Genomic DNA, 26,000 nt, shown 5'->3' with positions numbered 1-26,000 from the left:
GCCCGGACCATTTGGTCCGGGCCGCCCCACGTTTTCCGTCCTTTAGCTGGGACGCAGGCTCAGGACGATCTCCACGGAGGTACCTCCGCCGTCGCGCGGGAACCATTGGATGCTGCCGCCCAGTTCGCTGGTGACCAGCGTGCGGACAATCTGCAACCCCAACCCCTCCGAGTAGGACCCTTCAGGGAGGCCCACGCCGTCGTCCGCAATCGTCACAGTCAGCATTTCGTCGCCTTGGACCCCCGTGGACCGGTCGGCGATCAGCCACACGGTGCCCGCGCGGCCCTCAAGACCGTGTTCCACAGCGTTGGTGACCAGTTCGTTGATCACGAGCGCCAGGGGGGTGGCGAAGTCGCTCGGAAGCTCACCGAACATTCCGGAACGTTCGGTCCTGACATACTGCGACGGCGATGCCACCTCGGCCGACAGGCGGAACTGGCGGCCGATGAGCTCGTCGAAGTCGACGCTCTGCGTGAGTCCCTGGGACAGGGTTTCGTGGACGAGCGCGATGGTGGCTACCCGCCGCATGGCCTGTTCGAGGCCCTGCTTGGCTTCATCGCTGACCATCCGGCGGGACTGCATGCGCAGCAAGGCAGCCACGGTCTGCAGGTTGTTCTTCACGCGGTGGTGGATCTCCCGGATGGTGGCATCCTTCGTCACAAGTTCCAGTTCACGGCGCCGGAGCTCGGAGACGTCACGGCAAAGCACCAGCGCACCAAAGCGCTGGTGCTCGTCGCGGAGCGGGATCGCCCTCAGGGACAGGCTCACGCCGCGGGACTCGATCTCGCTCCGCCAAGGCATCCGTCCGGTGACCACGAGCGGCAGGGTTTCGTCGACCATCCGCCGATCCTTGAGCAGGCCTGCGGTCACCTCGGCGAGCGAGCGTCCTTCCAGCGTTTCCACCTCGCCCAGGCGGCGGAAGGCAGAGACTCCGTTGGGACTCGCATACTGGACGACGCCGTCGGCGTCTAGCCGGATCAGCCCGTCGCCCACTCGCGGGGCGCCGCGGCGGGAACCCGTCGGGGAAGCAAAGTCGGGCCAGAGCCCGAGGGTTCCCATCCGGAGCAGGTCGTAGGCACACTGGCGGTACGTCAGCTCGAGGCGGGAGGGCATCCTGGAACTCGAGAGATCCATGTGGGAGGTGACCACGGCGAGGGTCCTGCCGTTGCGCACCATGGGCACGGCTTCCACGCGCAGCGCCATCTCGCTGCTCCAGCTGGTTTCGCTGGAGCGTTCGATCGAGCGGCTGTTCCAGGCTTTGTCGACGAGGGGGCGGAGATCGGAGCGGATCCCCTCCCCCACGAAGTCGGCGTGGAAAACGGTGTGGCTCGTCGACGGACGGACGTGCGCCAGGGCAATGTACCCGAACTCAGGATGCGGGAACCACAGTGCGAGGTCCGCGAACGCCAGGTCGGCGACCATCTGCCAGTCGCCGACCAGGAGGTGCAGCCATTCGGCATCTCCAGGCCCGAAATCAGCATGCTCCCTGATGGGGTCTGTAAAGATTGCCACTGCACCTCCATTTGCAGCGCAGGATTTCCCTAGCGCCGGACGATTGACCTCAAGAGCCTCAATGCTACCGACAGGGACGCCATGTCGTCGGCTTCGAGCGCGTTGACCTCATCGAACATGCTCTTCGCACGGCCCAGCTGTTCGGCATTGAGCAGTTCCCATGCCTTCAGGCGATCTTCAGCCACCGCATCGTTTTCGCTCGACTCAAGGACCGACGTCGTGATGTCCGCGACCGTCGAGTACAGATCGTCCCGCAGGGCGGCCCGGGCGAGGGCCTGCCAGCGGTCGTCCCGCGGCAGCGCACTGATGCGCTCGAGCAGGGAATCGACGTGGAAGCGGTTGAACACGGTGTAGTAGACGTTGCTGACGTCTTCCACCCGGCTCGAGCGGGTCTCCGCAATCCGGGCGATGTCCAGCAGCACGAAGCTCTCGAAGAGCTCGGACCAGCGGTGGGCCAGGTCTTCGGGGAGGTTCCACTGCAGGCCGCGCTCAAGCCAGCCGCGGACGCGTTCCTTGTCGTCGCCGCGCAGGTACTCGAGCACGCGGGAGCGCATCGGGTCCAGCATCGGCTTGAAGGATGCAACGATTTCGGCAATCGGCTTGCCGGCCATGCCCTGGGTCAGGAGCCAGCGCACGGCCCGGTCGAGCAGACGCCGGATGTCCAGGTGGACGGCGCTCCAGTGCTCGGTCGGGAAGGAAGCCGGCAGTGCGTTGAGCTCTGCCACCATCGAATCCAGTTCGTAGACTTCGCGCAGGGCCACAAAAGCCTTGGCAACCGCCACCTCGTTGGCGGAGGTCTCCTCCATGGTCCGGAAGGCGAACGTGATGCCGCCGAGGTTGATCATGTCGTTGGCCACCACGGTCGCGATGATCTCGCGGCGCAGCGGGTGCGAGTCCAGTTCGGCGTCGAAGCGTTCGCGCAGCTGCTGCGGGAAGTATTCGCGGATGGTCCGCTGGAACCACGGATCGTCGGCCAGGTCCGACCGCCCGAGCGCGGCGGCCAGTTCGATCTTGGCGTAGGCCGCCAGCACGGACAGTTCCGGGGACGTCAGGCCCTGGCCCTGTTCGAGGCGATCACGCAGGCTCGCGGTGGTGGGCAGTGCCTCCAGGTCGCGCTTGAGGTCGGCGTGCTGTTCGAGCCAGTCCATCAGGCGTTCGTAGCTCGGGCTCCAGTCGGCCACGCGGGTGCGGTCGTTGAGCAGCAGGATGTTCTGGTCGATGTTGTCTTCCAGGACGAGCCGGCCGACCTCCTCCGTCATGTCCGCGAGGAAGTCCGCTCGCTCGGCGGAATCGAGCTTGCCGGCCTTGACCATGCGGTCCACGAAGATCTTGATGTTCACTTCGTGGTCGGAACAGTCCACGCCTGCGGAGTTGTCGATGGCGTCGGTGTTCAGGATGATGCCCTGCAGGGCAGCCTCGATGCGTCCACGCTGGGTGAGGCCGAGGTTGCCGCCTTCGCCGACCACCTTGACGCGGAGTTCACGGCCGTCGACGCGGATGGCGTCGTTGGCCTTGTCACCGACCTGTGCGTTGGATTCGCTGCTGGCCTTGACGTAGGTTCCGATGCCGCCGTTGTAGAGCAGGTCCGCGGGAGCGAGCAGGATCGCCCGAAGCAGTTCCGGCGGGCTCAGCTGGAGAGTGCCCTCCGGCAGGCCGAGCGCGGCACGCACCTGCTCCGATACCGGAATCACCTTGGCCTGGCGCGGGAAGACCCCGCCGCCCTCGCTGATGAGGGACCGGTCGTAATCGTCCCAGGACGAGCGCGGGAATTCGAAGAGCCGCTGTCGCTCGGCGAAGGAAGACGCGGCGTCCGGGGTGGGGTCCAGGAAGATGTGCCGGTGGTCGAATGCGGCGACGAGGCGGATGTGCCGGGAGAGCAGCATTCCGTTGCCGAAGACGTCGCCGGACATGTCACCGACGCCCACAACGGTGAACTCCTCGTTCTGGGTGTCCAGATCCAGCTCGCTGAAGTGCCGCTTGACGGATTCCCACGCGCCGCGGGCGGTGATGCCCATGGCTTTGTGGTCGTATCCGACGGAGCCTCCCGAGGCGAAGGCGTCGCCGAGCCAGAATCCGTATTCCATCGCCAGGCCGTTCGCGATGTCGGAGAACGTCGCCGTTCCCTTGTCGGCGGCGACCACCAGGTAGGAGTCGTCGCCGTCCTGGCGGACAACGTTCGACGGCGGCACGATCGTCTCGCCGTCGGCGTCACTGACGAGGTTGTCGGTGACGTCGAGCAGTCCCCGGATGAAGGTCTTGTAGCACTCGACGCCTTCCGCCATCCAGGCGGCACGGTCGACGGCCGGGTCAGGCAGCTGCTTGGCGAAGAAGCCGCCCTTGGCGCCGGTCGGAACGATCACGGCGTTCTTGACGGTCTGCGCCTTGACGAGCCCGAGGATTTCAGTGCGGAAATCCTCACGCCGGTCGGACCAGCGCAGCCCGCCGCGGGCAACCTTGCCGAAGCGCAGGTGCACGCCTTCGACGCGCGGCGAGTACACCCAGATTTCGAACATCGGGCGCGGGAACGGCAGTCCGTCGATCTGTGTCGGGTCAAGCTTGAAGCTGACGTGCGCCTTCCCCTGGAAGAAGTTCGTCCGGAGGGTGGATTCGATCAGGTTCACGAACGTGCGCAGGACGCGGTCGGCGTCGAGGGTCGCCACCTGGTCAATGGCTTCGGCCAGGCGGGCACGCGCGCTCTCCTGGCGGGCCTCGCGTGTGCCTTCTTCAACGGCCGGGTCGAAACGGGCCGCGAAGAGTTCCAGTAGTCCATGGGCGACTTCGGGGTTCGAAAGCAGCGTGTCTGCAATGAACCCGAAGGAGTTGGTGTTGCCCATCTGGCGCATGTACTTGGCGTAGGCACGGAGCATGACCACCTGGCGCCACGGCATTCCTTCGCGCAGGACGAGGCGGTCGAAGCTGTCGGATTCCACGGCGGCCGTCACTGCGGCAGCAAAGGACTCCGCGAGAAGCTTTCCGGTGGCGAGGGGGTCCACGCCGGACGGGTACTTGAGGCCGAGGTCGTATAGGAAGAAGTCGCGGTGGTCGGCGGTTTCGATCTCGAAGGGCCGTTCATCGAGGACTTCGAGTCCGAGGTTGTGGAAGTACGGCAGGATCTGGCTGAGGCTCTTGGGTTCGAGCAGGTAGAGCTTGACGCGGGCGTCTTCCTCGAGGACCTCCCCGGCCCCCTTGGGCAGGTAGACATGAACCCCCGGCATCGCCTGGGCGGGTGCCTCACGCAATGCCGTGGCGGCGCCGTACTCCTCGAAGCGGGCAATGTCTTCCAGCGCGTCTTCGACTTCATAGTCCACGCGGTAGCTCGCGGGGAAGGCTTCGGCCCAGACCGCGGAACGGCGGTCGGCCTCCTCGCCGCTCCAGCGTTCCCGGACAACCTCGGAAACGCCCTCGCCCCAGGAACGCGAGGCCAGGACGAGCCGCTTTTCGAGGGCCGCGGCGTCCACTTCGCCGAGTTCGGCCTCGCGCGGCAGGCGGATCCGGAAGAACACACGTGCGAGGGCGGACTCGGTGATGCGGGCTTCGTAGTCGATGCTTTCGGCCGCGAAGGTTTCGCGCAGCTCCTGCTCGATCCGCAGGCGGACGTTCGTGGTGTACCGGTCGCGCGGGAGGTAGACAACGGCGGACATGAAGCGCCCGTAGATGTCCGGGCGGAGGAACAACTTGGTGCGGCGGCGTTCCTGGAGGCGCAGGATGCCAAGCGCGGTTTCCGCGAGATCCCCGGTCTCGATCTGGAACAGCTCGTCCCTCGGGTAGGTCTCGAGGATACCCAACAGGTCCTTGCCGGAGTGGGAGTCCCGCGGGAAGCCGGCAGAACTCAGAACGGCGTCGACCTTCTCCCGGACGATCGGGATGTTGCGCACGGAGCCCGTGTACGCGCTCGTTGCAAAGAGGCCGATGAAACGGCGTTCGCCGTTCACGTTGCCGGCGGCGTCGAAGCTCTTGACCCCGATGTAGTCCAGGTAAGCCGGACGGTGGACGGTGGAACGGGAGTTCGCCTTGGTGATCACGAGGGCGCGCTTCTCGCGCGCCTTGCGGCGGCCGGCGTCGGTCAGGTGCTGGATCTGGTGGGGGTGGTCGCCGGCACGGAGCAAGCCCAGGCCGCTCTCATCGCGCAGTTCCAGGACGTCCTCGCCGTCTTCGGTGATCAGCCCGTATTCGCGGTAGCCGAGGAACGTGAAGTTTCCGTTGTCCAGCCAGCGCAGCAGATCCTGGGCCTGGCGCAGCTCGGCGATTTCTTCGGGGTGGGTCACCCTGTCCAGGGATGAAGCCAGCTCAATTGCCTTGCTGCGCATCTTCGGCCAGTCTTCGACGGCGACCCGGACGTCCCGCAGGACCCGCCGGATTCCGTCGAGGAGCTCCTGCTGGGCGGAATCCGGGACTCGGTCGACCTCGACGGCGATCCAGGACTCCATGTGCGAAGCGTTCAGTCCCTCTGCGAACAGGCGGGAAATGTCAGGAAGGGCCGCAGTGTCACCGCTGGAGATCCCGACGTTCGCCGGAACGCGGGCCACGCCGGCGAGTTCGCCCTCGCCATCGCGGGAGACAACGAACAGAGGGTGCATCACCAGGCGGATGGCGCAGTTCTGGCGTACAAGCTCGGCGTTCACGGAGTCCACGAGGAACGGCATGTCGTCCGTGACAATGTAGACGATGCTGCGGTCGGCCTCGTTGGCGATCTGGATGTTGGCGCTGCCCGGGTTGCGCTTCTTGGCAACGTCGCGGTGGGCAAGGGCCCTGGCATTCAGCCGCTCGGCGGAGTATCCGCGCGCATCCTCCTCCGCCAGATGTTCGTAGTAGTCTCCGAGAAAACCTTCACGGCCTACACCCGTTGCGGAACGATCCTCCACGCTGGATCCTGACGACATCGACACACGCCTCCATCACATCTTTTTTGCTGCGTCTTTGCAGCCCTCATGGCGAGCCTAACGCTTAAGGAGGCGCCTTGCTCTGGAAGAGCGTACAGAGGATCTTGAATTTCCCTGGGCAGGCGCACAAACCAATCCGGCGATGGCGTGTCGCAGTGGAGAATCCGGCGCCACCTCGAAAAGGACCGAACCTGACAACAGCGCCGCATCGCAGCTCTCAGGGTCCGACGGAAGGAATGCCTCGATCCCGCCTCCCGGCGCATAACGCTGCCAGGCCTCTCGCAACTGGCGTTCCGGGGAGCGGCCCGCGGCGGAGGCCCTGACCTTGTTGAGGACGATCCGGGGGGTGGCCTGGGGAACGGCGTCCTCAAGTTCGGCCAGGCCACGAACAAGCCTCGGGATCCCGATGGCATCAGCCGAGCCCACGGCAAACACGGTGTCCGCGACTTCCAGGCTCCGCAGTGTGGCGGCATTCCGCCGTGGCGCCATGGTATCGAAGCTCAGTTCCTCATCCGCTTCTAGGCAGAATCCGGCGTCGACCACCACGACGTCGGCCACCTTCCTCGACTGTTCGAACACCGTGGAAAGCGCGGCCGCACGGAGTTCCGTCCAGCGATCCGCACGTGTTATCCCTGTCAGGACGCGGAACTCCCCGGACTTCGTGAAGACGGAGGCAGCGACCTTTTTCAGGGAGTCCGCGTCCAAAAGCCCCTGGTCGGCCAGCCGGCACGCCTGGGCAAGCCCGGCCGACTCGTCAAGCAAACCAAGGGTTGCCGCGACGCTGGCGCCGTAACTATCGGCGTCGATAAGCAGGACGGCCTTGCCTTCGGCCGCGAGTTCAGCCGCAAAGTTCGCCGCAAGAAGCGTCCGTCCCGGAGCCCCAGCCGGCCCCCAGACCGCGATGATCTCTCCCGTGCCTCTTGGCGCAGGCGCCTCCTCCGTGACCACCGGAGCAGCAGGCCGCAGTCCGGCTGCCGGATCGGCGAGGCCCGAGTCCCGCGGTTCCGAGTGCCTTGGCCCACGGCCCGTCAGTTGCTGGACGGCGTCGGAAATCTTCGAGGCGAGGCCGGCCGCATCGACATCCGGAAGCGCAGTGAGCACTCCGATGGCGCGCAGCCGTGCCGCTTCACCCGGGTCTGCAACGAGCCCGACGACGGCGACGCCCACCGCTGACAGCCTGTCCACGAGGGAGGCCGTAAGGTCTTCGCTCCCTTCCGCGACGACGGCCGCCCGCGCCAGTCCGCTCTGGCAGGCGGCCAGCAGCTCGGTCAGCTCCTCGCAGCGCCGCACCACGGTCACCGGGCCGTGAAGTCTTTCGAGCCCGCCGACGAGATCTTCCTGGGACTGCCCGACGGTGACAACGGGGATGCTCATTTCGCGGTCCCCGCCGGGTTCCAGACCACAGCGACCTTTGCCTTGTTCGCTTGGGCTCCAAGCAATTTCGGCATCTGCTCATCGGTGACGAGCACCAGCACCACAGTCTGCTTGGAGGCTCCCAGGGCGGAGGAGCCCTCGGTGACCTGCGCGATTTCCGCGCCGGGAAGCAGGAGGCGGGGTTCGGCGAATCCGTTCCGGGCATCCGGCAAAGACACCCACACGTCCACCCGCGAACCTGGAACGGCCTGCGCCGGAAGTGAGTCCTCGACGGTAACGGCCACCGGCTTCCTGTCGAGGGCATCGGCGTCGCCCAGGCTCTCCTTAGGCAGCAGCTGGTTCCTGGCGATGCGCTGGATCGCCACCTTTCCTTCGGGGACACCGGATTCGACGGTGACATACCCCGCCTCGACGTCATCGAGCCGGACCTTGGTGACCGAGAGGTCGTCCTTGCTCACCTTCTGCCCGACGGCGATGCCCTCACGTGCGACGTAAACCTGGACGGTCCGGTCCGCGGCCCCCACCAAGGAGATGACACCGGCGACGGAGGCAAGCACGAGCAGGATGCCGACAAGGAGCCGGGGATCCTTCCAGGAAGGTTTCCTGAGCCGCGCTGCCGCAGCCGTCGTGTTTTCAGTCATGATGAATCCCCCTGTTTTCTGGGCGGCTGCCGGGCCGGAAGCCGACTTCATTCTGACTGCTGTTGAGCGTGTTCCAAAGTCAAGGCATCCAAACCGCACCAAATTGTGGATAACCGGATCAAACAGGTCAGGAAGTGGCAAAATGGTGTCATGCCCCGATTCCTTACCCTTGCAGACGTCGCCGAACAGTTGCAGATCAACTCGCCGCAGGCCTATGCCCTGGTCCGGAGCGGAGAACTCAAGGCCATCCAGGTTGGCGGGCGGGGTCAGTGGCGGGTCGAAGAGACCATGCTGGAGCAGTACATCCAGGAACGCTACGCGGAGGCCAGCCGAATGATCGAAGAGGCCAAGGCAAAGTCCTCCCACGCCTGACTGAATCCGGCTAGATCTCCTGGCCGCGCAGGGAACGCAGGGCGGCCAGTGATGCAAAAGGCACCGTGACGACGGAGCTCACGTTCCCCTGGCGCCTGGCTTCCCCGGCCGCCGTGGCCGCCACGTCGAAGTGGTCTTTTCCTACGCGATCAATGACCCCGAACAGCGCCCGTTCCTGGAGCGCGCCCATCAGCAGGTGGACGGTCACTTCCGCCCGGTCCCTGGCCAAGCCCCTCAGCGCGGTTGCAAGGCCTAGTCGCGCCCGTACGCCGGAATCCTGAAGGACCCGGCGCCCGGCCCCCTGGTAGCTGACAACCGCCGAATGCGGCACCAGCCATTGCTGGGGCGCCTCGTTCAGCACGATCCATTCGCTGCCTACATGCGCCAGAACGCCTGAGACCCGCATTCCGGAGGACAGGAGCACGGAAAGCTCCCCGCCCAGCACACCGCGCAAGCGGTCAATCAAGGCGATGCCGGCCATTTCCACACGGGCACGCTCGGAGATCTCCGACTCAAGCGCCAGTCTCTGTTCGGCGGCGAGCTGCGCCTCCATGTCCTCAAAGAGAGCGTCCCATCGCATTCCGCCAGCGTAGGCGGGCCCCACGGCGGGGTCAATTTTCGTCGTTGTTCGTGCAGTGACTGGACAAAATCAGATTCACATGCTCAAAATTACTCAAGCAACATCAAATGACATCAAACAGCATCAAACATAAGGAGACTCGGGTGAACGAGACAGAAAGGCCCCTCAGGCACGACGCTGCGATGGCCGTGGTCATCCTGCTCCTGGGGCTCCTGTTGCTGGCTCTCGGCTACGTCCTCCTCGAACGCTGGCGGATTGCGTCGACCCACAACCAAGGGCTCATGTTCGGGGACATCATCGGCTTCGCCGCTGCCGGCGCGGGAGTATTGATCGTCGCCTGGTGGCTGCTCTCGCTGCTGCTGGCCTTTGCCTCGGCAATATGCCAGAAGACCGGACGTACGCGGGGGGCGAAGGTTGCCGGACGGTTCAGCCCCGTGTTCATGCGAAGGCTTGCCTTGGCCGTGCTCGGACTGAACTTGCTTGGAGCGCCCCTCGCACAGGCATCGCCAAACATGGTCGAGGCCGCGTGGGCTCCCTCCAGCGGCTCCACCAGTATTTCCGCAGCCTGGACTCCGCTTTCCAACGCGACGGACGGCGCTGCATCCGCAAAGCAAGGCACGGACAGTCCCCGCTCAGTGGTTCAGGTGCGAACTGCCGCGCCCGATCGAGGTACCGCCGTCGACGCCGTGCAGCCGCAGTGGCAGCCACGGGCTCCGGTGGTCGACCCGGGGCTGGTGGGAACAAAAGTCAGCCGCGCCGCGCAGCAGAGTGGCAGTCCCGCCGCGAAGGAGGTGGTTGTTCTGCGCGGCGATTCACTGTGGTCGATCGCCGCCAGGGACCTCGGGCCCGCGGCCAGCGACGTGGAGATCGCCCGCCACTGGCCCAAGTGGTATGCGGCCAACAAGGAGGCCATCGGGGATGACCCCGGGCTCATCCTTCCCGGCCAGATCCTCCAAGCCCCACCCAGGAACTGAGCACCGCAGGAACCGAGCACTACCAAAGAACCGATCGCCAGCCATTCCCACAAGTCAGGACCCACATCATGAGCGCAGTAACAGCAATCCGCCCCGTTCCCGCCGCCGTCACCCGCGTCAGTACCGCAGGAACCGGCATCAACGGACCGGCCAGCACGGAGCAGGAAGTCAAAATGCACGCACGGCGAATCGCGCAGGCTGCCATTGAGGTGCTTGCCGGCACCCGGCCTGTCCAGCAGCTTTCACGTTCCCTCGACCCGAAGTCCCTGACCTCGCTCCAGCACCGTGCGGCGCTTACCCGGGCGCACGCCCTGCGGAGCGGCAATGGCCAGTCCCGGCACCACCGCAATCCCCAGGTCCGCTCGGTACACGGCTGCGCGGTCTCCGAAACCGTGTACGAGGCTTCGATGGTGGTGAACGAGGAGTTGCGGTCACGCGCCGTCGCCATGCGCCTCGAACTGAGCAACGGCGCCTGGAAGGTGACGGCCCTCGAGATCGGATAGGCCACGCTCCGGCACGCCGACATCCACAAAAGGATTCGCCGCTCAGGAGGAAGGCCCTGGATGAGAACAGCAGAATACACATAAGGACCGGAACAAACGTTCCGGTCCTTATGTGTATTCTGCGCATTATCCCGCGGGCACGCCCCCAGGATCAGCGGCGCTTCTTGCGGGACGCTTTCTTTGCCTTGTCCTCGGCGGCGGCCTTGGCGGGGTTGCCTGACCGGCCGCCTCCGGACCGTCCCTCAACCCGGGTCTGGCTTGCGCCGTCCTCGCCGGGGGCCGTGTACTGTAGCTGGGCCGGGCGCTCGGGCGCCTGCAGGCCGGCGGCACGGATCTGCGGATCGTGGTGCTCCGTGTGGGCGCCTTCGGCACTGTCGTCGGCGACAACGACGTCTTCGGCCGGGGTGACTTCGACCTCGAGGTTGTACAGGAACCCGACGCTTTCTTCCCGGATGGCCTCCATCATGCCCTGGAAGAGGGTGAAGCCTTCACGCTGGTACTCGACGAGCGGATCGCGCTGGGCCATGGCCCGCAGGCCGATGCCTTCCTTGAGGTAGTCCATCTCATAGAGGTGTTCCTGCCATTTGCGTCCGAGTACGGACAGGACCACCCGGCGCTCCAGTTCGCGCATGCTGTCGGGACCGATGGCTTCTTCACGGGCCTTGTAGACGAGCTGGGCGTCCGAAAGGATCTCGTTCTTAAGGAAGTCCACTGTCACCCTGGACTTGCCGCCGGCTTCATCGATGACGTCCTGCGCGGAAACCGTCACCGGGTACAGGGTCTTCAGGTTGGTCCACAGCTGGTTGTAGTCCCAGTCGTCGCCGCTGCCTTCGGCCGTAGCGGCGTCGATGAAGGCGTTGATGGTGTCCTCGAGGAAGAACTGGACCTTCTCGTGGAGGTCATCGCCCTCAAGGATCCGGCGGCGGTCGCCGTAGATTGCTTCGCGCTGGCGGTTCAGGACGTCGTCGTATTTCAGCACGTTCTTGCGCTGCTCGGCGTTGCGGCCTTCCACCTGGCCTTGGGCGGACGCGATCGCCCGGGACACCAGCTTGGACTCAAGGGCGACGTCGTCCGGCACGGAGCTGTTCATCAGCCGTTCGGCCGCACCGGAGTTGAAGAGCCGCATCAGGTCGTCTGTCAGCGACAGGTAGAAGCGGGACTCCCCCGGGTCGCCCTGGCGGCCGGAACGGCCACGGAGCTGGTTGTCGATCCGGCGGGACTCATGCCGTTCGGTGCCGAGGACATACAGGCCGCCGAGGTCGAGGACTTCGACGTGTTCGTCCTTGACTGCCTGCCGCGCTGCCTCCAAGGCATCCGGCCAGGCGGCCTCGTAGTCTTCGGAGTTCTCCTCCGGGTCCAGGCCGCGCTTGGCCAGTTCCGCGATCGCGGTGAACTCGGCGTTGCCGCCCAGCATGATGTCCGTACCGCGGCCGGCCATGTTGGTGGCGACGGTCACGGCACCCTTGCGGCCGGCCTGGGCGACAATTGCTGCTTCACGGGCATGGTTCTTGGCGTTGAGGACTTCGTGCCGGATGCCCTCCTTGGCGAGCAACCGGGAAAGGTACTCGCTCTTTTCCACGCTGGTTGTGCCGACGAGGACCGGCTGGCCGCTCTCATGGCGCTCGGCGATGTCCTTGACCACGGCTTCGAACTTCACGATCTCGTTCTTGTAGACGAGGTCCGACTGGTCGAGCCGCTGCATGGGCCGGTTGGTCGGGATGGGAACCACGCCGAGCTTGTAGGTGCTCATGAATTCGGCGGCCTCGGTTTCGGCCGTGCCCGTCATGCCCGAAAGCTTCTCGTACATGCGGAAGTAGTTCTGCAGGGTCACCGTGGCGAGCGTCTGGTTTTCGGCCTTGATCTCGACGTTTTCCTTCGCCTCGATGGCCTGGTGCATGCCCTCGTTGTAGCGGCGGCCGGCCAGGATACGGCCGGTGTGTTCGTCGACGATGAGCACCTCGCCGTCGAGGATGACGTAGTCCTTGTCCCGTTTGAACAGTTCCTTGGCCTTGATGGCGTTGTTCAGGAATCCGATGAGCGGGGTGTTGGCCGATTCGTAGAGGTTCTGGATCCCCAGGTAGTCCTCGACCTTTTCGATGCCGGCTTCGAGCACGCCGACTGTGCGCTTCTTTTCGTCCACCTCGTAGTCGGTTTCCGGCTTCAGGCGCTGCACCACCTTGGCGAACTCGCTGTACCACCGGTTGGTGTCGCCCTGGGCGGGGCCGGAAATGATGAGCGGGGTCCTGGCTTCGTCGATGAGGATCGAGTCGACTTCGTCAACAATGGCGAAGTGGTGTCCGCGCTGGACCAGTTCGGACTTGTCCCACGCCATGTTGTCGCGCAGGTAGTCGAAGCCGAATTCGTTGTTCGTGCCGTAGGTGATGTCCGCGGCGTACTGTGTACGGCGCACGGAGGGGTCCTGGTTGGCCAGGATGCAGCCGCTGCTCAGGCCGAGGAAGCGGTAGACGCGGCCCATGAGTTCCGACTGGTATTCGGCGAGGTAGTCGTTGACTGTGACGACGTGCACGCCTTTGCCGGTGAGGGCGTTGAGGTAGGCCGGAGCCGTGGCCACGAGGGTCTTGCCTTCGCCGGTCTTCATCTCCGCGATGTTGCCCAGGTGGAGGGCTGCGCCGCCCATGAGCTGGACGTCGAAGTGGCGCATGCCCAGGGTGCGGGAGGAGGCTTCACGCACTGCCGCGAAGGCTTCGGGAAGCAGGGCGTCCAGCTGTTCGCCGTCCTGGTAGCGGGCGCGCAGCACGTCCGTCTCCTCACGGAGTTCGGCGTCGGTGAACGTCTTGAAGGAATCTTCAAGGGCATTGATGGAATCGGCATAGCTCCGCAGCTGCTTCAGGGTCTTCTTGTCACCCGTGCGGAGAAGTTTTTCGATAAGTGATGCCACGTGAAGTTGCTCCCAGTCTCAAGCTGCCGAATTCTGGCGGTTTCAGTCTACGGGAGCGTACAACACGAAGGCGTGCTGTTCCCCTGAGAGCAGAGTATGGAATCCGGGAACCTGTTGAAGCCGCACATGTCCTGCGGGAGCCGCACCCGCGGCGCCTCCCCAATGGCTGCCCGGTACCTCCCCTATGCCCGGCGCAGTGCGTCCGCCAGCCGTGGTGCGAGATCACCTTCAGGCGACACGACGACGTCGTCCAGTTCCAGCCAGCGGGCCATCAGCCGCAACTCGTCGGCAAGTTCGTCCGCGGTGTCCGCCGGCGCTCCGGCTTCCGCATGCGCGGAACGGACGAGCAGCAAACGGCCGGCGCGGTCGGCCTTCAGGTCCACCCGCGCCACAACACCGTCCCGCAGGAGGAAGGGCAGGACGTAGTAGCCGAACTTCCGCTTCTCGGCCGGAGTATAGATTTCGATGCGGTAGTGGAACCCGAAGAGCTCGTGCAGCCGCCGCCGCTCGAAGACAAGCGAATCGAAGGGACTCAGGAGCGCCCGCCCCGTCACGTTCCGGGGGCTTCGCGCCTCAGCGTGCCGGTACAGTCCCCGGTCCCAGCCCCGCACCGCTACGGGTTCCAGCCGCCCCTGCTCGACGAGCTTGCCGACCGCCAGGGTCGCTGCCTTGACCGGCGTCCTGAAGTAGTCGGCGAAGCACCGGACCGTCCCGATTCCGTGCGCCTGGGCGGCTGCGTCGATCAGGCGCTCCATGGCAGCGTCCCGGCCGGCGCCGCCGTCGTCGGCGTTCCTATGGTTCGTGTCCGGGGCCCGCACTGCCCCCGGAAGGACCCTGGAGGTCAGGGTGTAGCGGCGTTCGAACTGTTCGGTGCGGGATGCCGCGCTCACTTGGCCCTCTTCGAACAGGTGCTCCAGGACCCGCTTGACGAGGTTCCAGTTCCAGCCCCATTGCTCGTTCCGGCGGTCTTCCTGGTGGTCCAGCCGTGCGGTGAGCTGGGCCGCCGTCATCGGCCTGCCGGAAGCCAGGGCTTCCAGGATCCGCGCCGCCATGTCCTCACGCAAGGCGCGGTCGAGGTGCCCGGCGCCGACCCAGTTCCGCCGCTGCCAGAGGAGGAGGTCCGCAAAGTGGTCGGGCCGGATGAAGCTTGCCTCGTGGGCCCAGTACTCCATCATGCGGCGCGGGCTCCGCGCCGAAAGCGAGTCGAGAATCTTGCGGTCGTAGTCCCCGAGCCGGGAAAAGAAGGGCAGGTAGTGGCTGCGCGAGAGGACGTTTACTGAATCGATCTGCACAAGCTGCAGGCGGGCAAAGGTCCGGCCCACCGCCCGTGATGTTACGGGACCGGTGGGCCGGACCTTGTCCAAGCCCTGGGCTGCCAATGCGATCCGCCGTGCCTGCTGGAGGCTCAGCGAAGCGGCCATGCCAGTCCTTTCGTCATGGGAGACGGGGCAGCCTAGGCGGTTGCTGCATGGTCATCGGAACGGTAGGCGTGGATCTTCTCCTCCACCGCTTCGTTACCGGGCTCGCAGTTCGAGTCCAGGGTGATGACGCCATAGGTCCAGCCGCGCCGGCGGTAGACCACTGACGGCGTGTTGGTCTCCTTGTCCACGAAAAGGTAGAAGTTGTGACCCACGAGTTCCATGTTGTCCACGGCATCATCGATGGTCAGGGATGCCGCAGGGAAGACTTTCCGGCGGATCAACACCGGGGAGTCACCGGCCGGGATGTCATTGTCGATATCGTACGGCGAAGCTTCTGCCGCCGGGGCGGCCGTTTCCTGGCTGTTGCTTGCCGCAGCGTAGATGGGCTCCTTCGTGCTGACTGGTTCGAGGCTTGCCGTGGCTTCACGCACCGCCTTTGGTGTGTGCCGCCCGTGGTGGACCTTCTTCCTGTCTTTGGCCCTGCGCAGCCGTTCGAGCAGTTTGCTGTACGCAAGATCGAAGGCTGCGAATTTGTCAGCGGCGCTGGCTTCTGCCCGGATGACCGGACCCCTGCCCATGACTGTCACTTCCACCGTGAGCTGGCCGGGGTTCTGACGCGGGTTGCTTTCCTTGGAAACCTTGGCGTCGACCCTCTGGACCTTGTCCCCGAGCGATTCAATCTTGGAAATCTTCTCGCCCGCATATTCGCGGAAGCGATCCGAAACGGTCAGATTCCGGCCGCTGATCATGAACTCCATGGTGCCCTCCAAATAACTCAGGTGACACGACAACGGCAATTTTGGGGGGGCTTTCTGACGGACAGTCGAGCCCCTTTCCGAGCCGCTATCGACAGGTACATCTGTTCTTGGTACCCATCTCCGACGTTAGTTCATCGTTACCGCTAATTCACCCCTTCGGAGCTTTTAATTTGTTTTGAGTCATCTTGACCGTGAGCGGCTTTCCCATCGCCGGAGCTCTGGCCGCCCGGAGCGCGTGTTGCCGCCAGCACGACGGCGCCGCGCACAAGCCCGCCCGCGGCTTCGACAGCCCTGGCCGCCTCGGCGATGGTGGCTCCCGTCGTCAGGACATCGTCCACGATGATGCAGGGCTTGCCGGCGACCGGATTCTTCAGGCTTGGCCGAACAGCCATCGATCCCCGGACACGGCGGGCGCGGCCGCCCCTGTCCAATCCCTTTTGCCCGGTGCTCCCCGGACGGGCGGAACGCGCACGGCCAAGCAGCCCGGAGCCCGCCCCCAGGAGGTCGGGCAGAGGCACACCGTCGCCGATGCCCTGAAAGGAAACGGCCCAGGCGGGAAGGCCGCTCCAGCGCTTGCGCAGGACGTCGCAGGGAACCCACTCAGTTCCTTCCCGGCGCCGGGCCTGCCGGAGCAGCAGGTGGACAGGGCTGAACCCGCGACGGCGGAACGCAGCGGCGCTGCTGGGCACCGGTACCAGGCAAACGCTAGAGGTTTCCCCTGCCGCCGCGGACAAGCCGCGCTCCAGCATCCGCCCCAGCAGCAAGGCAAGGCCGCGCTGGCCGAACTTCTTGAAGGACAGAACAGCCTGGGCAAGTTCTTCCCGGTAGGGCCCCACCGCGACCACCGGCACCAGGACCGTGCCCTCCACAGTGAGCAGGGCCGGCGCCTGGGACTCGGCCCGGAACGGATTGGCGCACAGTTTCCGGATCCGGCGGGCACAGGCCCCGCAAACTTCAGTGTCCTCACGGCCGCAGCAGACGCACTCCACCGGGGCGACAAGGGCAATGAGCTCGGCCCAGGCCAGACCGAGGGCCTCAAGCAGGCGCGACAACGCCCGCGCATGGGCGCCCCGGTGACGGGCGGCATGGTCGGGCACGGCGAAAAGGTCGGGGTCGCGCACGCCGGGGACGCCGGCGTCGTACGTCACGCTTTCCGCCTCCGCCACGGCTCCCCGGCCGGGCATCGGTTTGTCCATGCACACAGCCTCCGGCGGCGCCTCCTATTGCACCAGAGACGGACTCGGCTATGTGGAAAAGCTAGCCGGGGAAGGCGGGGTCGATCGGTCCCTTGAGCTGGAGCTCCCAACCGTTCCCCACCCGCTGGAACAGGCCAGCCGCGGACTGCCCGTAGATTTCGTCCCCGCCATTGCCGGCGCTCAGACCGGTCAGCCCGGGCCAGGCCGGGAGCTGCTGCGGCAGGCCGGTGGTCAGCGGAACCAGTTCAGGGGCAACGTTTCCCGACGCAGAAGCCTTCATGACAACGACGGTCGCCGAATTGACCCAGACCCCGTGGTCCACCCCGTTGCTCGCTTCGAGCGTGACCGGGCTGGTGAGGCCCCGGGGAGAGCCGTCCGGGTTGCGGACGATGCCCGTGACCTGGATGGATGTCCTGCCTCGAAGTTCCGAGATGACCAGGGCCCGGGTGCCCTCCCGCGAAACCCGGAACTCCTTGACGGAACGTCCTGCGAGCCACCGGGGCGTCAGGGACACGGCGGGAACGGCTCCGCCCTTGGCGGCCGCGGAGGGCTTGAAAGCCACCACCTGCGTACCGCCGTTCGCCCCCGGGCCCGCGGTCCAGACCCAGTCCTGCAGGCTGAAGGACGGCCGGGTCAACGTGCTGCGCGTGGTCAGCGGACGAGGTTCCTGGCCAGGCAGCATCGAGTACAGGGTGGAGCCGGAGCCGTTGAGGAAGGCCACGGACTTCGACGCCGGCGATTCAGCGGGTTCCTGCGGCCCCAGTCCCGCAACAGGCTGCATGTCCGGCAACGGGGTGAGCCGGTTGTTTTCGTAGCGGGCGAGTTCACCGTTGCTCACCACGATCTGGCGCGCGGGCACGCTCTTCTCCAGGACTGGCGGAAGGACGGCCCCCGTATCTTCGACCCGGACCAGGTCCTGGTCGGCGCGGAGCTGGACGCTGATCACGTCCGGCTGGGTGCGGAAGGTCAGCAGGAGCTGGTTCTGCATGCGCTGCCGGTCCTCCGCGGAAGCCTCCACCAGTTCCTTGGCGGACAGGTCCACCTGGGCCGCCCCCGAGACCACGGGCACCGATTCGCGCACCAGGCGGATCCCCGAGGGGAAAGCACTGACGACGGCGCCGCGCAGGTATGGTGCCGGTCCGGCGAGCAGGGCGCTCGTCATCGCCTTGACCGTCTTCTTCTTGATAAACCACCTGTAGTCGGGCACCGCGTAATCGAAGCCGGGATCGTAGAAGTAGATCGGATACGCGCCGTAGATCACCCGGAAGGTCTGTTCCGGGATCGCGGTGCCGTCCGGCACCTGGGACATCCGCCATTCACCGTCAACCTGTTCGACGGTCACCGGAATGCTCTCCAGGGTGCCTTCTGGGTAGTGGGTGGCAACGCCGTCGGCGTCAACGGCGTACGCGAGGTCCAGTTCATACCTGAATTCATTCTCGACGCTGGTGGGGACCACCTGCGCCTTGCGGTACACGAGCGTGCGCTTGTCCGACTTCCAGCTGACCGAGAGGGACTGGGTGAGGTATTGGCGGGCGACCGCGTAGTCGTCCGCGTAGCCGCTGCCGGCGCCGTAGAAGTCCTCGATGACGGTCTCCGGACCGGCGCCGGGCTGCGGCGGCGGCGGGAAGAAATCGGGCACGTTCAGGTTTCCGGCGCTTTCCTCCTTGCTCTTCCCCACCGGCCCCGAGCGCGGGATCTGGGCGCAGGAGCTGAGCACGAGCACAACAGCGGCGAAGGCGGCGAGCAAAAGCACCGGGAAGCGGCGCGGTCCCCTACGCACGGCCGGCCTCCCCCGCGCCAGGTGCCCCGCCGTAGTCGGTCCGTCCGGACGTGTCCGACGACGGCGCTTGGGCAAGGCGCGGCTGGCGCTCCTGCGTGTCGACCACAAGCACCCTTTGCTCCGGGGCGGTGCCGGGCAGCCTGAGGTCATGGGGTTCAAGGTGGAGCGGCGATTTCACGATGGTTCCGCCCTTCTTCAGCGGCAGGGTGAGCCGGAAATTCGACCCAGCGCCCTTCTGGCCCCAGGCCTGCAGCCAGCCGTTGTGGAGCTTGGTGTCTTCGGCGGCGATGGACAGGCCAAGGCCGCTGCCACCTGTGGTGCGGGCACGGGCTGGATCCGCCCGCCAAAAGCGGTCGAACACCCGGGCGGCCTCGGCCGGGGTCATGCCGATTCCGTGGTCCCGGACCGAAACCGCGACGGCGTCGTGGTTCGCCGCGACCGTCACGTGCACCGGCTTTCCTTCGCCGTGCTCGACGGCGTTCAGGAGCAGGTTGCGCAGGATCCGGTCGATGCGGCGGGAGTCCATTTCGACGATGATGCTCTTGTTCCGTGATGTGAGCCGGACCTCGGAACCGTACTCGGCGGCAACCGGGGCGGCACCCTCGATGACCTGTCCGATGAGCTGGAAGATGTCCTGCGGTTCGGCTTCCAGGACGGCGGCGCCGGCGTCGAACCGCGAGATCTCCAGCAGGTCCGAAAGCAATGATTGGAACCGTTCCACCTGGTTGTAGAGCAGTTCCGCGGAGCGCCGGTTGATGGGGTCGAAGCTGTCCCGCGCGTCGAATAAGACCTCCGCCGCCATCCGGACGGTGGTGAGCGGCGTGCGGAGCTCGTGCGAGACATCCGAGACGAAGCGCTGCTGCATCTGGGAGAGCGTGGCGAGCTGGGTGATCTGTTCCTGAAGGCTCGCCGCCATGTGGTTGAAGGACGCTCCGAGGCGGGCCACCTCGTCCTCGCCCTTGACGACCATGCGCTCTTGGAGCTGCCCGGCGGCCAGTTTTTCGGAGACGACGGCGGCATGGCTCACCGGACTCACAACGTTCCGGGTGACGTACCAGGCGATGCCGCCGATCATGATGATCAGCGCCGCGCCGCCTGCCCAGAGCACGTTCTGGATCTGGTCGAGGGTCTGCTGGGCGTTTTCGAGGTCATAGAGCAGGTACAGCTCGTAGACGGTGCCGTTGAAGGTGACCTTGTTCCCGACGGCGATGCCCGGGTGGTCCTGGTTTCCCACCGGGAATTCGGTGGAGGCCCAGTACTGTTCCTTGCCCGACTCCTGCACGGACTTGCGCAGTTCCGGCGGAATGACGCGCACCGTCAGTTGGTCGGAGGCGCGGGATTCCACCCAGCGGTTGCGCGGTTTGTTCTGTTCCGGAAGGGCTTCGAAAACATACCGGCGCTGGATGACCGAGCCGTTGCCCTCCACCGTGTTCAGGGTGTCGTACACGAGGGTGATGACGCTGGATTGATCGTTGACCTGGGCGCCGTCGAAGGTGTCCTGGACCTGCTTGACGTAGTAGCGGCTTTCGGACTCCGCCTGGGTCAGCCGTTCCTGGAACAGGTTGTTCGCGATCTGGTTGGACAAGTAGGCTCCGACAACCGCGAAGGAAATCACCGAGAGCAGGATGGTCATCATGACCGTCCTGAGTTCGAGGGAGCGCCGCCAGCGCCGGAGCAGGGACTTCCAGAGGTACCGCAGTCCCGGCCGGAGATGCTGCAGCGCCGTGACCACCAAGCGCGTTATCCGCAGCCCGAGGATCAGGGCGCGGCGCGTCCAGATCCGGCCGAGGAGCATGATGCGCCGCGCGGTGAGGGGCCGGCCGCTGCCGTGCTTTTCCGCCGGACGGCCTTGTTCCTGGTCCGGTTCCTGGCTTGATGGGACGGGCTGCTCCGCCGGCACCGCATCGGGCAGCGTGGTCCCGGATCCGGTCTTGCCGGAGGGTGACTCAGGATCCCGCTTTGTAACCGACACCACGGACCGTCAGAACAACTTCGGGTGCTTCCGGGTCGCGCTCGATCTTGGAGCGCAGCCGCTGGACATGGACGTTCACGAGCCTGGTGTCGGCGGCGTGACGGTAACCCCACACCTGCTCCAGGAGGAGTTCACGGGTGAAGACCTGCCACGGTTTGCGGGCCAAGGCGACCAGGAGGTCGAACTCCAGCGGAGTGAGCGAGATCCGTTCCCCGCCGCGCGTGACCATGTGGCCGGCGACATCGATGGTGACGTCCGCGATCCGGAGGGTTTCGGGGGCCTTCTGCTCCCCCGGGCGCAGCCGGGCGCGAACCCTGGCGACGAGTTCGGCAGGCTTGAAAGGCTTGGGCACGTAGTCGTCTGCACCGGACTCCAGGCCGCGGACTACGTCGGAGGTATCCGATTTGGCCGTCAGCATGACGATGGGGACATCCGATTCGCCACGGATCTGGCGGCAGACCTCGATCCCGTCCGAGCCCGGGAGCATGAGGTCCAGGAGGACGAGGTCCGGCTTCGAGGAGCGGAATACGTCAAGCGCCTGACCACCGTCTGCGCAGAAAACCGGATCGAAGCCGTCGTTGCGGAGCACGATGCCGATCATCTCGGCGAGTGCTTCGTCGTCGTCAACTACCAGGATGCGTGCCTTCATAGTTATATATTCCACCATCGAATGGCCATTGTCCCGTTGACCCCTGATCACGGCATGGCGGCTTGCCGCGGCCGCACCCCTGCCGTGATCGCCGGAAGGGCTATGAGCAGCGACGGCGGAACTATAGGCTGGGCGGACACGGCACTTTTGGGGAGGAACGCGTGTCACAGCAGGAACCCGGGCCCGGCGCCCAGCCACCATGGGGTCAGCCTCAGTGGGGCCAACAGCGGGGCGGCGGCCAACCGCAGGGGGGGCAGCCGCAAGGCGGCAGCGGAACGCAACCGGCTGCCCAGCCGGGATGGGGAAGCCAGGCGCAATGGGGCGGACAGCCGCATTGGGGCGGGCCGGGCCAGCCTCAGTGGGGCCAGCCGCCCCAGCCGGGCACACCTTATGGCCAGCCTCGTTATGTCGCCCCTCCCAAGCCGGGGATCGTCCCTCTGCGTCCCTTGCTGTTCGGCGAAGTCTTGGACGGCGCCTTCCAAACGGTCCGCAGGAACCCCGCCGCCATGCTCGGCTCCTCTCTCCTCGGACAATGTGTGTCCCTCCTTCTGGCGGCTACCTTGATCGCCGGAACCCTCGACCTGCTCACCCGCCTCGAACTGGCGAGCGGAAGCCGCTTGGATAGAGATGAGACAACTGCACTGCTCGGGCCGGCCCTTGGCCTGTTCGCCGGCGGGCTGGGCGTCTCCCTGCTGACTGCGATCCTGATGTCCATCCTGAGCGGGGTCATGGCCGTGCCCGTGTCCCGCTCGTCCTTGAACCGGAGGACCGGGTTCAAGCAGATGTGGGTCCTCGTACGGCACCGCTTGCTCGCCCTCACCGGGCTGTCCCTGCTCATGCTTCTGGTGCCCCTCGTGCCGCTCGGCCTGCTGTTCGTGATGGCTGTGGCCATCCTCACCGGGATGGGTCCGGCCGGCCTCCTCATCGTCCTTCCTCTCGGGCTGGGAGCCTTGGCGGTCACCGTCTGGCTGTCCATCAAGCTGCTGGTGGCTCCGGCCGCCGTGACCATCGAGGAGCTGGGGGTTATCGACGCCCTCCGCCGTTCCTGGGCCCTGACCACCGCGAACTGGTGGCGGATCCTCGGCATCGTGCTGGTGGCCGGCCTGATTGTTGGGGTGATCGGCCAAGTGGTCCAGATCCCCATCACCTTCGCGGTCGGCGGGATCAGTTCAACGGTCACCCCGCACGCCGGCATCGAGCAACAGACCAACACAGACCTCCTGCTCACGATCATCGGGATGGTGGTTGGCGGCCTGGTCGGTGCCCTGGGCTTCGCGTTCCAGTCCGCTGTATCCGCCTTGGTTTACCTCGATCTGCGGATGCGGCGTGACGGGCTGGATGTGGATCTCCAGAGAATGCTGGAATCCGGAAGCGACCCCGACGGCGTTCCCGGCCGCGGGCTGCCCCTGCATCGCCCCGGGGGATGGCAGCAGGGACCGGGTATGGGGTTCCCGACAGGATGATGGCCCTTTCCGTGCTCGCGGCCGCGCTGCCCGCCGAAACCCCAGTCGATCCGGACCGCAACGAGGCCCGGCGATGGGCGATCGAGGAACTCAGCAAACCCCAGTACGCCGACGCGAAGCCAAGCTGGTTCGACAAGCTAATGAACGACTTCCTGGAATGGCTGCGCTCCCTGAATTCCGACGGCTCGGGTCCGGGCCAGGACTGGACGTGGCCCGTCGCCATCCTGCTCGCCCTCGCGCTCGTGGTCGCGGCCGTCATCGTGGTCAGGCCGCGGCTCAACTCCGGGCGCAAGCGGCCCTCCGCCGCGGTCTTTGACGAAGAAGCAATCCTCGACGCCGTCACCTTCCGTTCGCGGGCCGCCGCCGCCGCGGCGCTGGGCGACTGGAGCACCGCCGTCGTCGAGCAGTTCCGTGCGCTGGTGCGTTCGGCCGAAGACCGCACCGTCATCGATCCGCAAGCGGGACGCACCGCAGACGAAGCGGCTGACCAACTCGGGCGCGCGTTCAGCGGGAGCCAGGCGCAGCTGGACGAAGCAGCCCGGCTCTTCGACGCCGTCAAGTACGGCCGCGCCGCGGCGGAGGCGGAACAGTACGAGAGCCTGCGTGCACTGGACAGCCACCTGGCCACCCTGAAGCCGGACTACCAGGGCCGCACCGGCCGGGGACTGGCGGTGCCGCGATGACGGCCCTCGGCCAGAAGCGCACAGATCCCGGCACGCCAGGGCCGGCCAGTTGGAAAAGTGCTCTTCGGCGGCACGTGGCCTGGATAGTGATCGGGTCCATCGTGGCCATGACGCTGGGCTATCTGGTGGTGTCCCGGTTAGGCTCGGATCCTGACGGGAGGACACTGTCACCCCGCAATGCCGCGCCTGACGGCGCCATGGCGGCTGCCGAGATCCTCCGCCGCCAGGGCGTGGCCATCACCGAACCCGGCACCTTCGAACAGGCCTTGGCGGTGTTGGAAGAAAAGGCCGCAGCGACCCTGCTGCTCTACGACCAGAACGGCTACCTCGGCGAGGAACAGCTCCAGGAACTCCGGGCCACCGCGCACAGGGTCGTCGTGGTCAGTCCGGGCCGGCGGACCTTGCGGGGACTGGATAGCGGCCTCCGCAACGCCGGTGTTGTTCCGCAAGGGCGCGAGGTGGTGGAGCCCGAATGCAGCCTCGAGGATCCCAGGGTGGCGGGGAACATCTCGGCCGGCAGCGGCCGGCTGTATGCCGGAAGCAGCGGGATTTGTTATCGCATAGGCGATGGCGGCCTGTACGCAGTCAGCGACGACGGCCGGGTGGTGGTGCTCGGCGGGACCGCACTGCTGAGCAACGATCTGCTCGACGAACGCGGAAACGCGGCGCTCGTCCTGCGTAGCCTGGGCGACTCCCCCGAGCTGGTCTGGTACCTGCCGGGCCTAGGCGATGTACCGCAGGCCGGCAAACCTGCCAGCCTGTCCGAGCTGGCCCCGCCTTGGGTGGCGTTCCTTGGGCCGTGGCTCCTGGTCGTCGCCTTCTTTGCAGTCCTGTGGCGCGGACGGCGGCTTGGACCGCTGGTGTTCGAACCACTTCCGGTGGTGGTCAAGGCGGCCGAAACGGCCGAGGGACGGGCCAGGCTCTACCAGGATTCCCGGGCTCTGGAGCGGGCCGCAACGAATCTTCGGGCAGGTACCCTCGTCCGGCTTTCACGGGTGTTCCGGCTCGGTCCGGACGCCGGCGTCGGCGCCGTGGTGGAGGCGGTTTCCCGCAAGACCGGCCGCCCGCCCGCGCAGGTGTGGGACATCCTGGATCACCGGCCGGATTCGCAGTCCGGCATGGTGCGATGGGCACAGACTTTGGAACAACTCGAGCAGGAGGCGTCAGCCCGGTGAACGACAACGTGAAGCAGAACACCCAATGGGACGGATACACCGGCACGGCGCCTTCCTACGACATCGTCCCGGGGGCCCCGGACTCCCAGGCAGGGCCCGACAATCAGGCAGGGCCCGACAATCAGGCAGGGCCCAACAATCCGGCAGCCCAGGCACCGGCCGCGCAGTCCGCCGCGACCTGGCCGTCCCCTGATCGCGCGCCCGCAGCTGTGGGAGACCCGGCCCGCCGGGCACTCCTGGACGTCCGGCACGAGGTGGGCAAGGCCGTCGTCGGGCAGGATTCCACGGTGACCGGCATGCTGATCGCACTGCTCTGCAGCGGCCACGTGCTGCTGGAGGGCGTGCCGGGCGTGGCAAAGACGCTGCTGGTCCGGGCCCTCTCCCAAGCGCTGAGCCTCGACACCAAGCGGGTCCAGTTCACCCCGGACCTCATGCCCGGCGACGTCACGGGTTCCCTGGTCTACGACTCCCGTAGTTCCGAGTTCACCTTCCGCGAAGGTCCTGTCTTCACGAACATCCTGCTGGCCGACGAGATCAACCGGACGCCACCGAAGACCCAGGCCTCGCTGCTGGAGGCCATGGAGGAACGCCAGGTATCGGCCGACGGCGTGTCCCGCCCGTTGCCGGTGCCGTTCATCGTCGCCGCCACGCAGAACCCGGTGGAATACGAGGGCACCTATCCCCTACCCGAAGCGCAGCTGGACCGTTTCCTGCTCAAGCTCACCATGCCGCTGCCCGGCCGCGGCGAGGAGATCGAGGTTGTCCGGCGGCACGCCGAAGGATTCGACCCGCGGAACCTGGCGGCCGCTGGAGTCGGGGCGGTCGCCGGCAGCGCCGAGCTGGAAAGCGCCCGGGCGAAAGTTGCCGCCGTGCGGGTGGCGCCGGAAGTCATGGCCTACATCGTGGATGTAGTGCGGGCCACCCGGGCGGCGCCGTCGTTCCAGCTGGGCGTCTCGCCGCGAGGTGCCACGGCGCTGCTCACCACGTCCCGGGCCTGGGCCTGGCTCTCGGGCCGGGATTTCGTCACGCCCGACGACGTCAAGGCACTCGCCCTGCCGTGCCTGCGCCATCGGGTGGCACTGCGCCCGGAAGCCCAGATGGACGGTGTGCACGTCGACGAGGTCCTCGGCAGCATCCTCGCCTCCGTTCCCGTGCCGCGCTGATGTCC

Annotated in this window: 19 protein-coding genes; 7 read left to right on the top strand and 12 right to left on the bottom strand. The window is 66.2% G+C overall.

What is annotated here, in order from left to right:
* Positions 1 to 42: 42 nt before the first annotated feature.
* The 4 genes from D3654_RS03220 to D3654_RS03205 are packed head-to-tail and all read right to left on the bottom strand — an operon-like array spanning position 43 to position 8,407.
* Positions 43 to 1,512 (bottom strand): sensor histidine kinase, encoded by a 1,470-nt coding sequence (locus D3654_RS03220; protein ID WP_120520084.1) that lies wholly within the window; start codon positions 1,510 to 1,512, stop codon positions 43 to 45.
* Positions 1,513 to 1,541: 29 nt separating this feature from the next.
* Positions 1,542 to 6,392 carry an NAD-glutamate dehydrogenase gene (locus D3654_RS03215; protein ID WP_120520083.1) on the bottom strand — a complete coding sequence of 1,617 codons (4,851 nt, stop codon included), beginning with the start codon at positions 6,390 to 6,392 and terminating at the stop codon, positions 1,542 to 1,544.
* Positions 6,393 to 6,449: 57 nt separating this feature from the next.
* Positions 6,450 to 7,766 (bottom strand): CpaE/TadZ family protein, encoded by a 1,317-nt coding sequence (locus tag D3654_RS03210; RefSeq protein WP_120520082.1) that lies wholly within the window; start codon positions 7,764 to 7,766, stop codon positions 6,450 to 6,452.
* The gene (locus D3654_RS03205; RefSeq protein WP_120520094.1) at positions 7,763 to 8,407 is read right to left on the bottom strand and encodes an SAF domain-containing protein; all 645 of its coding nucleotides are present in this window, start codon (positions 8,405 to 8,407) and stop codon (positions 7,763 to 7,765) included. The genes D3654_RS03210 and D3654_RS03205 overlap by 4 nt, the downstream gene beginning before the upstream one ends.
* Positions 8,408 to 8,557: 150 nt before the next feature.
* Between D3654_RS03205 and D3654_RS03200 the strand changes: the two genes are divergently transcribed.
* Positions 8,558 to 8,779 carry a helix-turn-helix domain-containing protein gene (locus D3654_RS03200; RefSeq protein WP_120520081.1) on the top strand — a complete coding sequence of 74 codons (222 nt, stop codon included), beginning with the start codon at positions 8,558 to 8,560 and terminating at the stop codon, positions 8,777 to 8,779.
* A 10-nt stretch (positions 8,780 to 8,789) separates the two neighbouring features.
* On the opposite strand, the gene D3654_RS03195 is transcribed toward D3654_RS03200, so the two are convergent.
* Positions 8,790 to 9,359 (bottom strand): hypothetical protein, encoded by a 570-nt coding sequence (locus D3654_RS03195; RefSeq protein ID WP_120520080.1) that lies wholly within the window; start codon positions 9,357 to 9,359, stop codon positions 8,790 to 8,792.
* Positions 9,360 to 9,502: 143 nt separating this feature from the next.
* On the opposite strand from D3654_RS03195, the gene D3654_RS03190 reads away from it, so the two are divergent.
* Together D3654_RS03190 and D3654_RS03185 are read left to right on the top strand one after the other, a co-directional pair.
* Positions 9,503 to 10,333: a LysM peptidoglycan-binding domain-containing protein gene (locus D3654_RS03190; protein WP_245413048.1), complete on the top strand. Its 831-nt coding sequence runs from the start codon at positions 9,503 to 9,505 to the stop codon at positions 10,331 to 10,333.
* Positions 10,334 to 10,401: 68 nt separating this feature from the next.
* On the top strand, positions 10,402 to 10,836 hold the full coding sequence (locus D3654_RS03185) for an Rv3235 family protein (RefSeq protein ID WP_245413047.1): 435 nt from the start codon (positions 10,402 to 10,404) through the stop codon (positions 10,834 to 10,836).
* Positions 10,837 to 10,987: 151 nt separating this feature from the next.
* Here the strand turns inward: D3654_RS03185 and secA are convergent, their stop codons facing one another.
* From secA to mtrA, 7 genes are all read right to left on the bottom strand, one after another.
* Entirely contained in the window at positions 10,988 to 13,735 is a 2,748-nt protein-coding gene (secA, locus tag D3654_RS03180) for a preprotein translocase subunit SecA (protein WP_120520079.1), read from the bottom strand.
* Between the two features lie 182 nt (positions 13,736 to 13,917).
* Positions 13,918 to 15,156, bottom strand: coding sequence for a winged helix-turn-helix domain-containing protein (locus D3654_RS03175; RefSeq protein ID WP_120520078.1), 1,239 nt, complete (start codon positions 15,154 to 15,156; stop codon positions 13,918 to 13,920).
* Between the two features lie 32 nt (positions 15,157 to 15,188).
* The gene (gene hpf / locus D3654_RS03170) at positions 15,189 to 15,914 is read right to left on the bottom strand and encodes a ribosome hibernation-promoting factor, HPF/YfiA family (RefSeq protein ID WP_120520077.1); all 726 of its coding nucleotides are present in this window, start codon (positions 15,912 to 15,914) and stop codon (positions 15,189 to 15,191) included.
* 143 nt (positions 15,915 to 16,057) lie between these two features.
* Positions 16,058 to 17,110, bottom strand: coding sequence for a ComF family protein (locus D3654_RS03165; protein ID WP_245413046.1), 1,053 nt, complete (start codon positions 17,108 to 17,110; stop codon positions 16,058 to 16,060).
* A 61-nt stretch (positions 17,111 to 17,171) separates the two neighbouring features.
* Entirely contained in the window at positions 17,172 to 18,890 is a 1,719-nt protein-coding gene (locus D3654_RS03160) for an LpqB family beta-propeller domain-containing protein (protein ID WP_205571717.1), read from the bottom strand.
* Positions 18,883 to 20,685 (bottom strand): MtrAB system histidine kinase MtrB, encoded by a 1,803-nt coding sequence (mtrB, locus tag D3654_RS03155; RefSeq protein ID WP_120520091.1) that lies wholly within the window; start codon positions 20,683 to 20,685, stop codon positions 18,883 to 18,885. Before mtrB ends, D3654_RS03160 begins: the two co-directional genes overlap by 8 nt.
* Positions 20,686 to 20,836: 151 nt before the next feature.
* Positions 20,837 to 21,511: an MtrAB system response regulator MtrA gene (mtrA, locus tag D3654_RS03150; protein WP_074588185.1), complete on the bottom strand. Its 675-nt coding sequence runs from the start codon at positions 21,509 to 21,511 to the stop codon at positions 20,837 to 20,839.
* Between the two features lie 446 nt (positions 21,512 to 21,957).
* Between mtrA and D3654_RS03145 the strand changes: the two genes are divergently transcribed.
* The 4 genes from D3654_RS03145 (at position 21,958) to D3654_RS03130 (ending at position 25,995) form a co-directional block, all read left to right on the top strand.
* Positions 21,958 to 22,974: a DUF7847 domain-containing protein gene (locus D3654_RS03145; RefSeq protein ID WP_120520074.1), complete on the top strand. Its 1,017-nt coding sequence runs from the start codon at positions 21,958 to 21,960 to the stop codon at positions 22,972 to 22,974.
* A complete protein-coding gene (locus tag D3654_RS03140) occupies positions 22,971 to 23,657 on the top strand; it encodes a DUF4129 domain-containing protein (RefSeq protein WP_245413044.1) in 687 nt (228 codons plus the stop codon). Before D3654_RS03145 ends, D3654_RS03140 begins: the two co-directional genes overlap by 4 nt.
* A gap of 74 nt (positions 23,658 to 23,731) precedes the next feature.
* Positions 23,732 to 24,832 (top strand): DUF4350 domain-containing protein, encoded by a 1,101-nt coding sequence (locus tag D3654_RS03135; protein ID WP_245413043.1) that lies wholly within the window; start codon positions 23,732 to 23,734, stop codon positions 24,830 to 24,832.
* Positions 24,829 to 25,995, top strand: coding sequence for an AAA family ATPase (locus tag D3654_RS03130; protein ID WP_425359388.1), 1,167 nt, complete (start codon positions 24,829 to 24,831; stop codon positions 25,993 to 25,995). The genes D3654_RS03135 and D3654_RS03130 overlap by 4 nt, the downstream gene beginning before the upstream one ends.
* Positions 25,996 to 26,000 lie beyond the last annotated feature (5 nt).

Origin of the sequence: Arthrobacter celericrescens, from assembly GCF_003614925.1 — a bacterium.
Taxonomy (GTDB): domain Bacteria; phylum Actinomycetota; class Actinomycetes; order Actinomycetales; family Micrococcaceae; genus Arthrobacter; species Arthrobacter celericrescens.
This window is presented reverse-complemented; position numbering and strand designations above follow the sequence as displayed.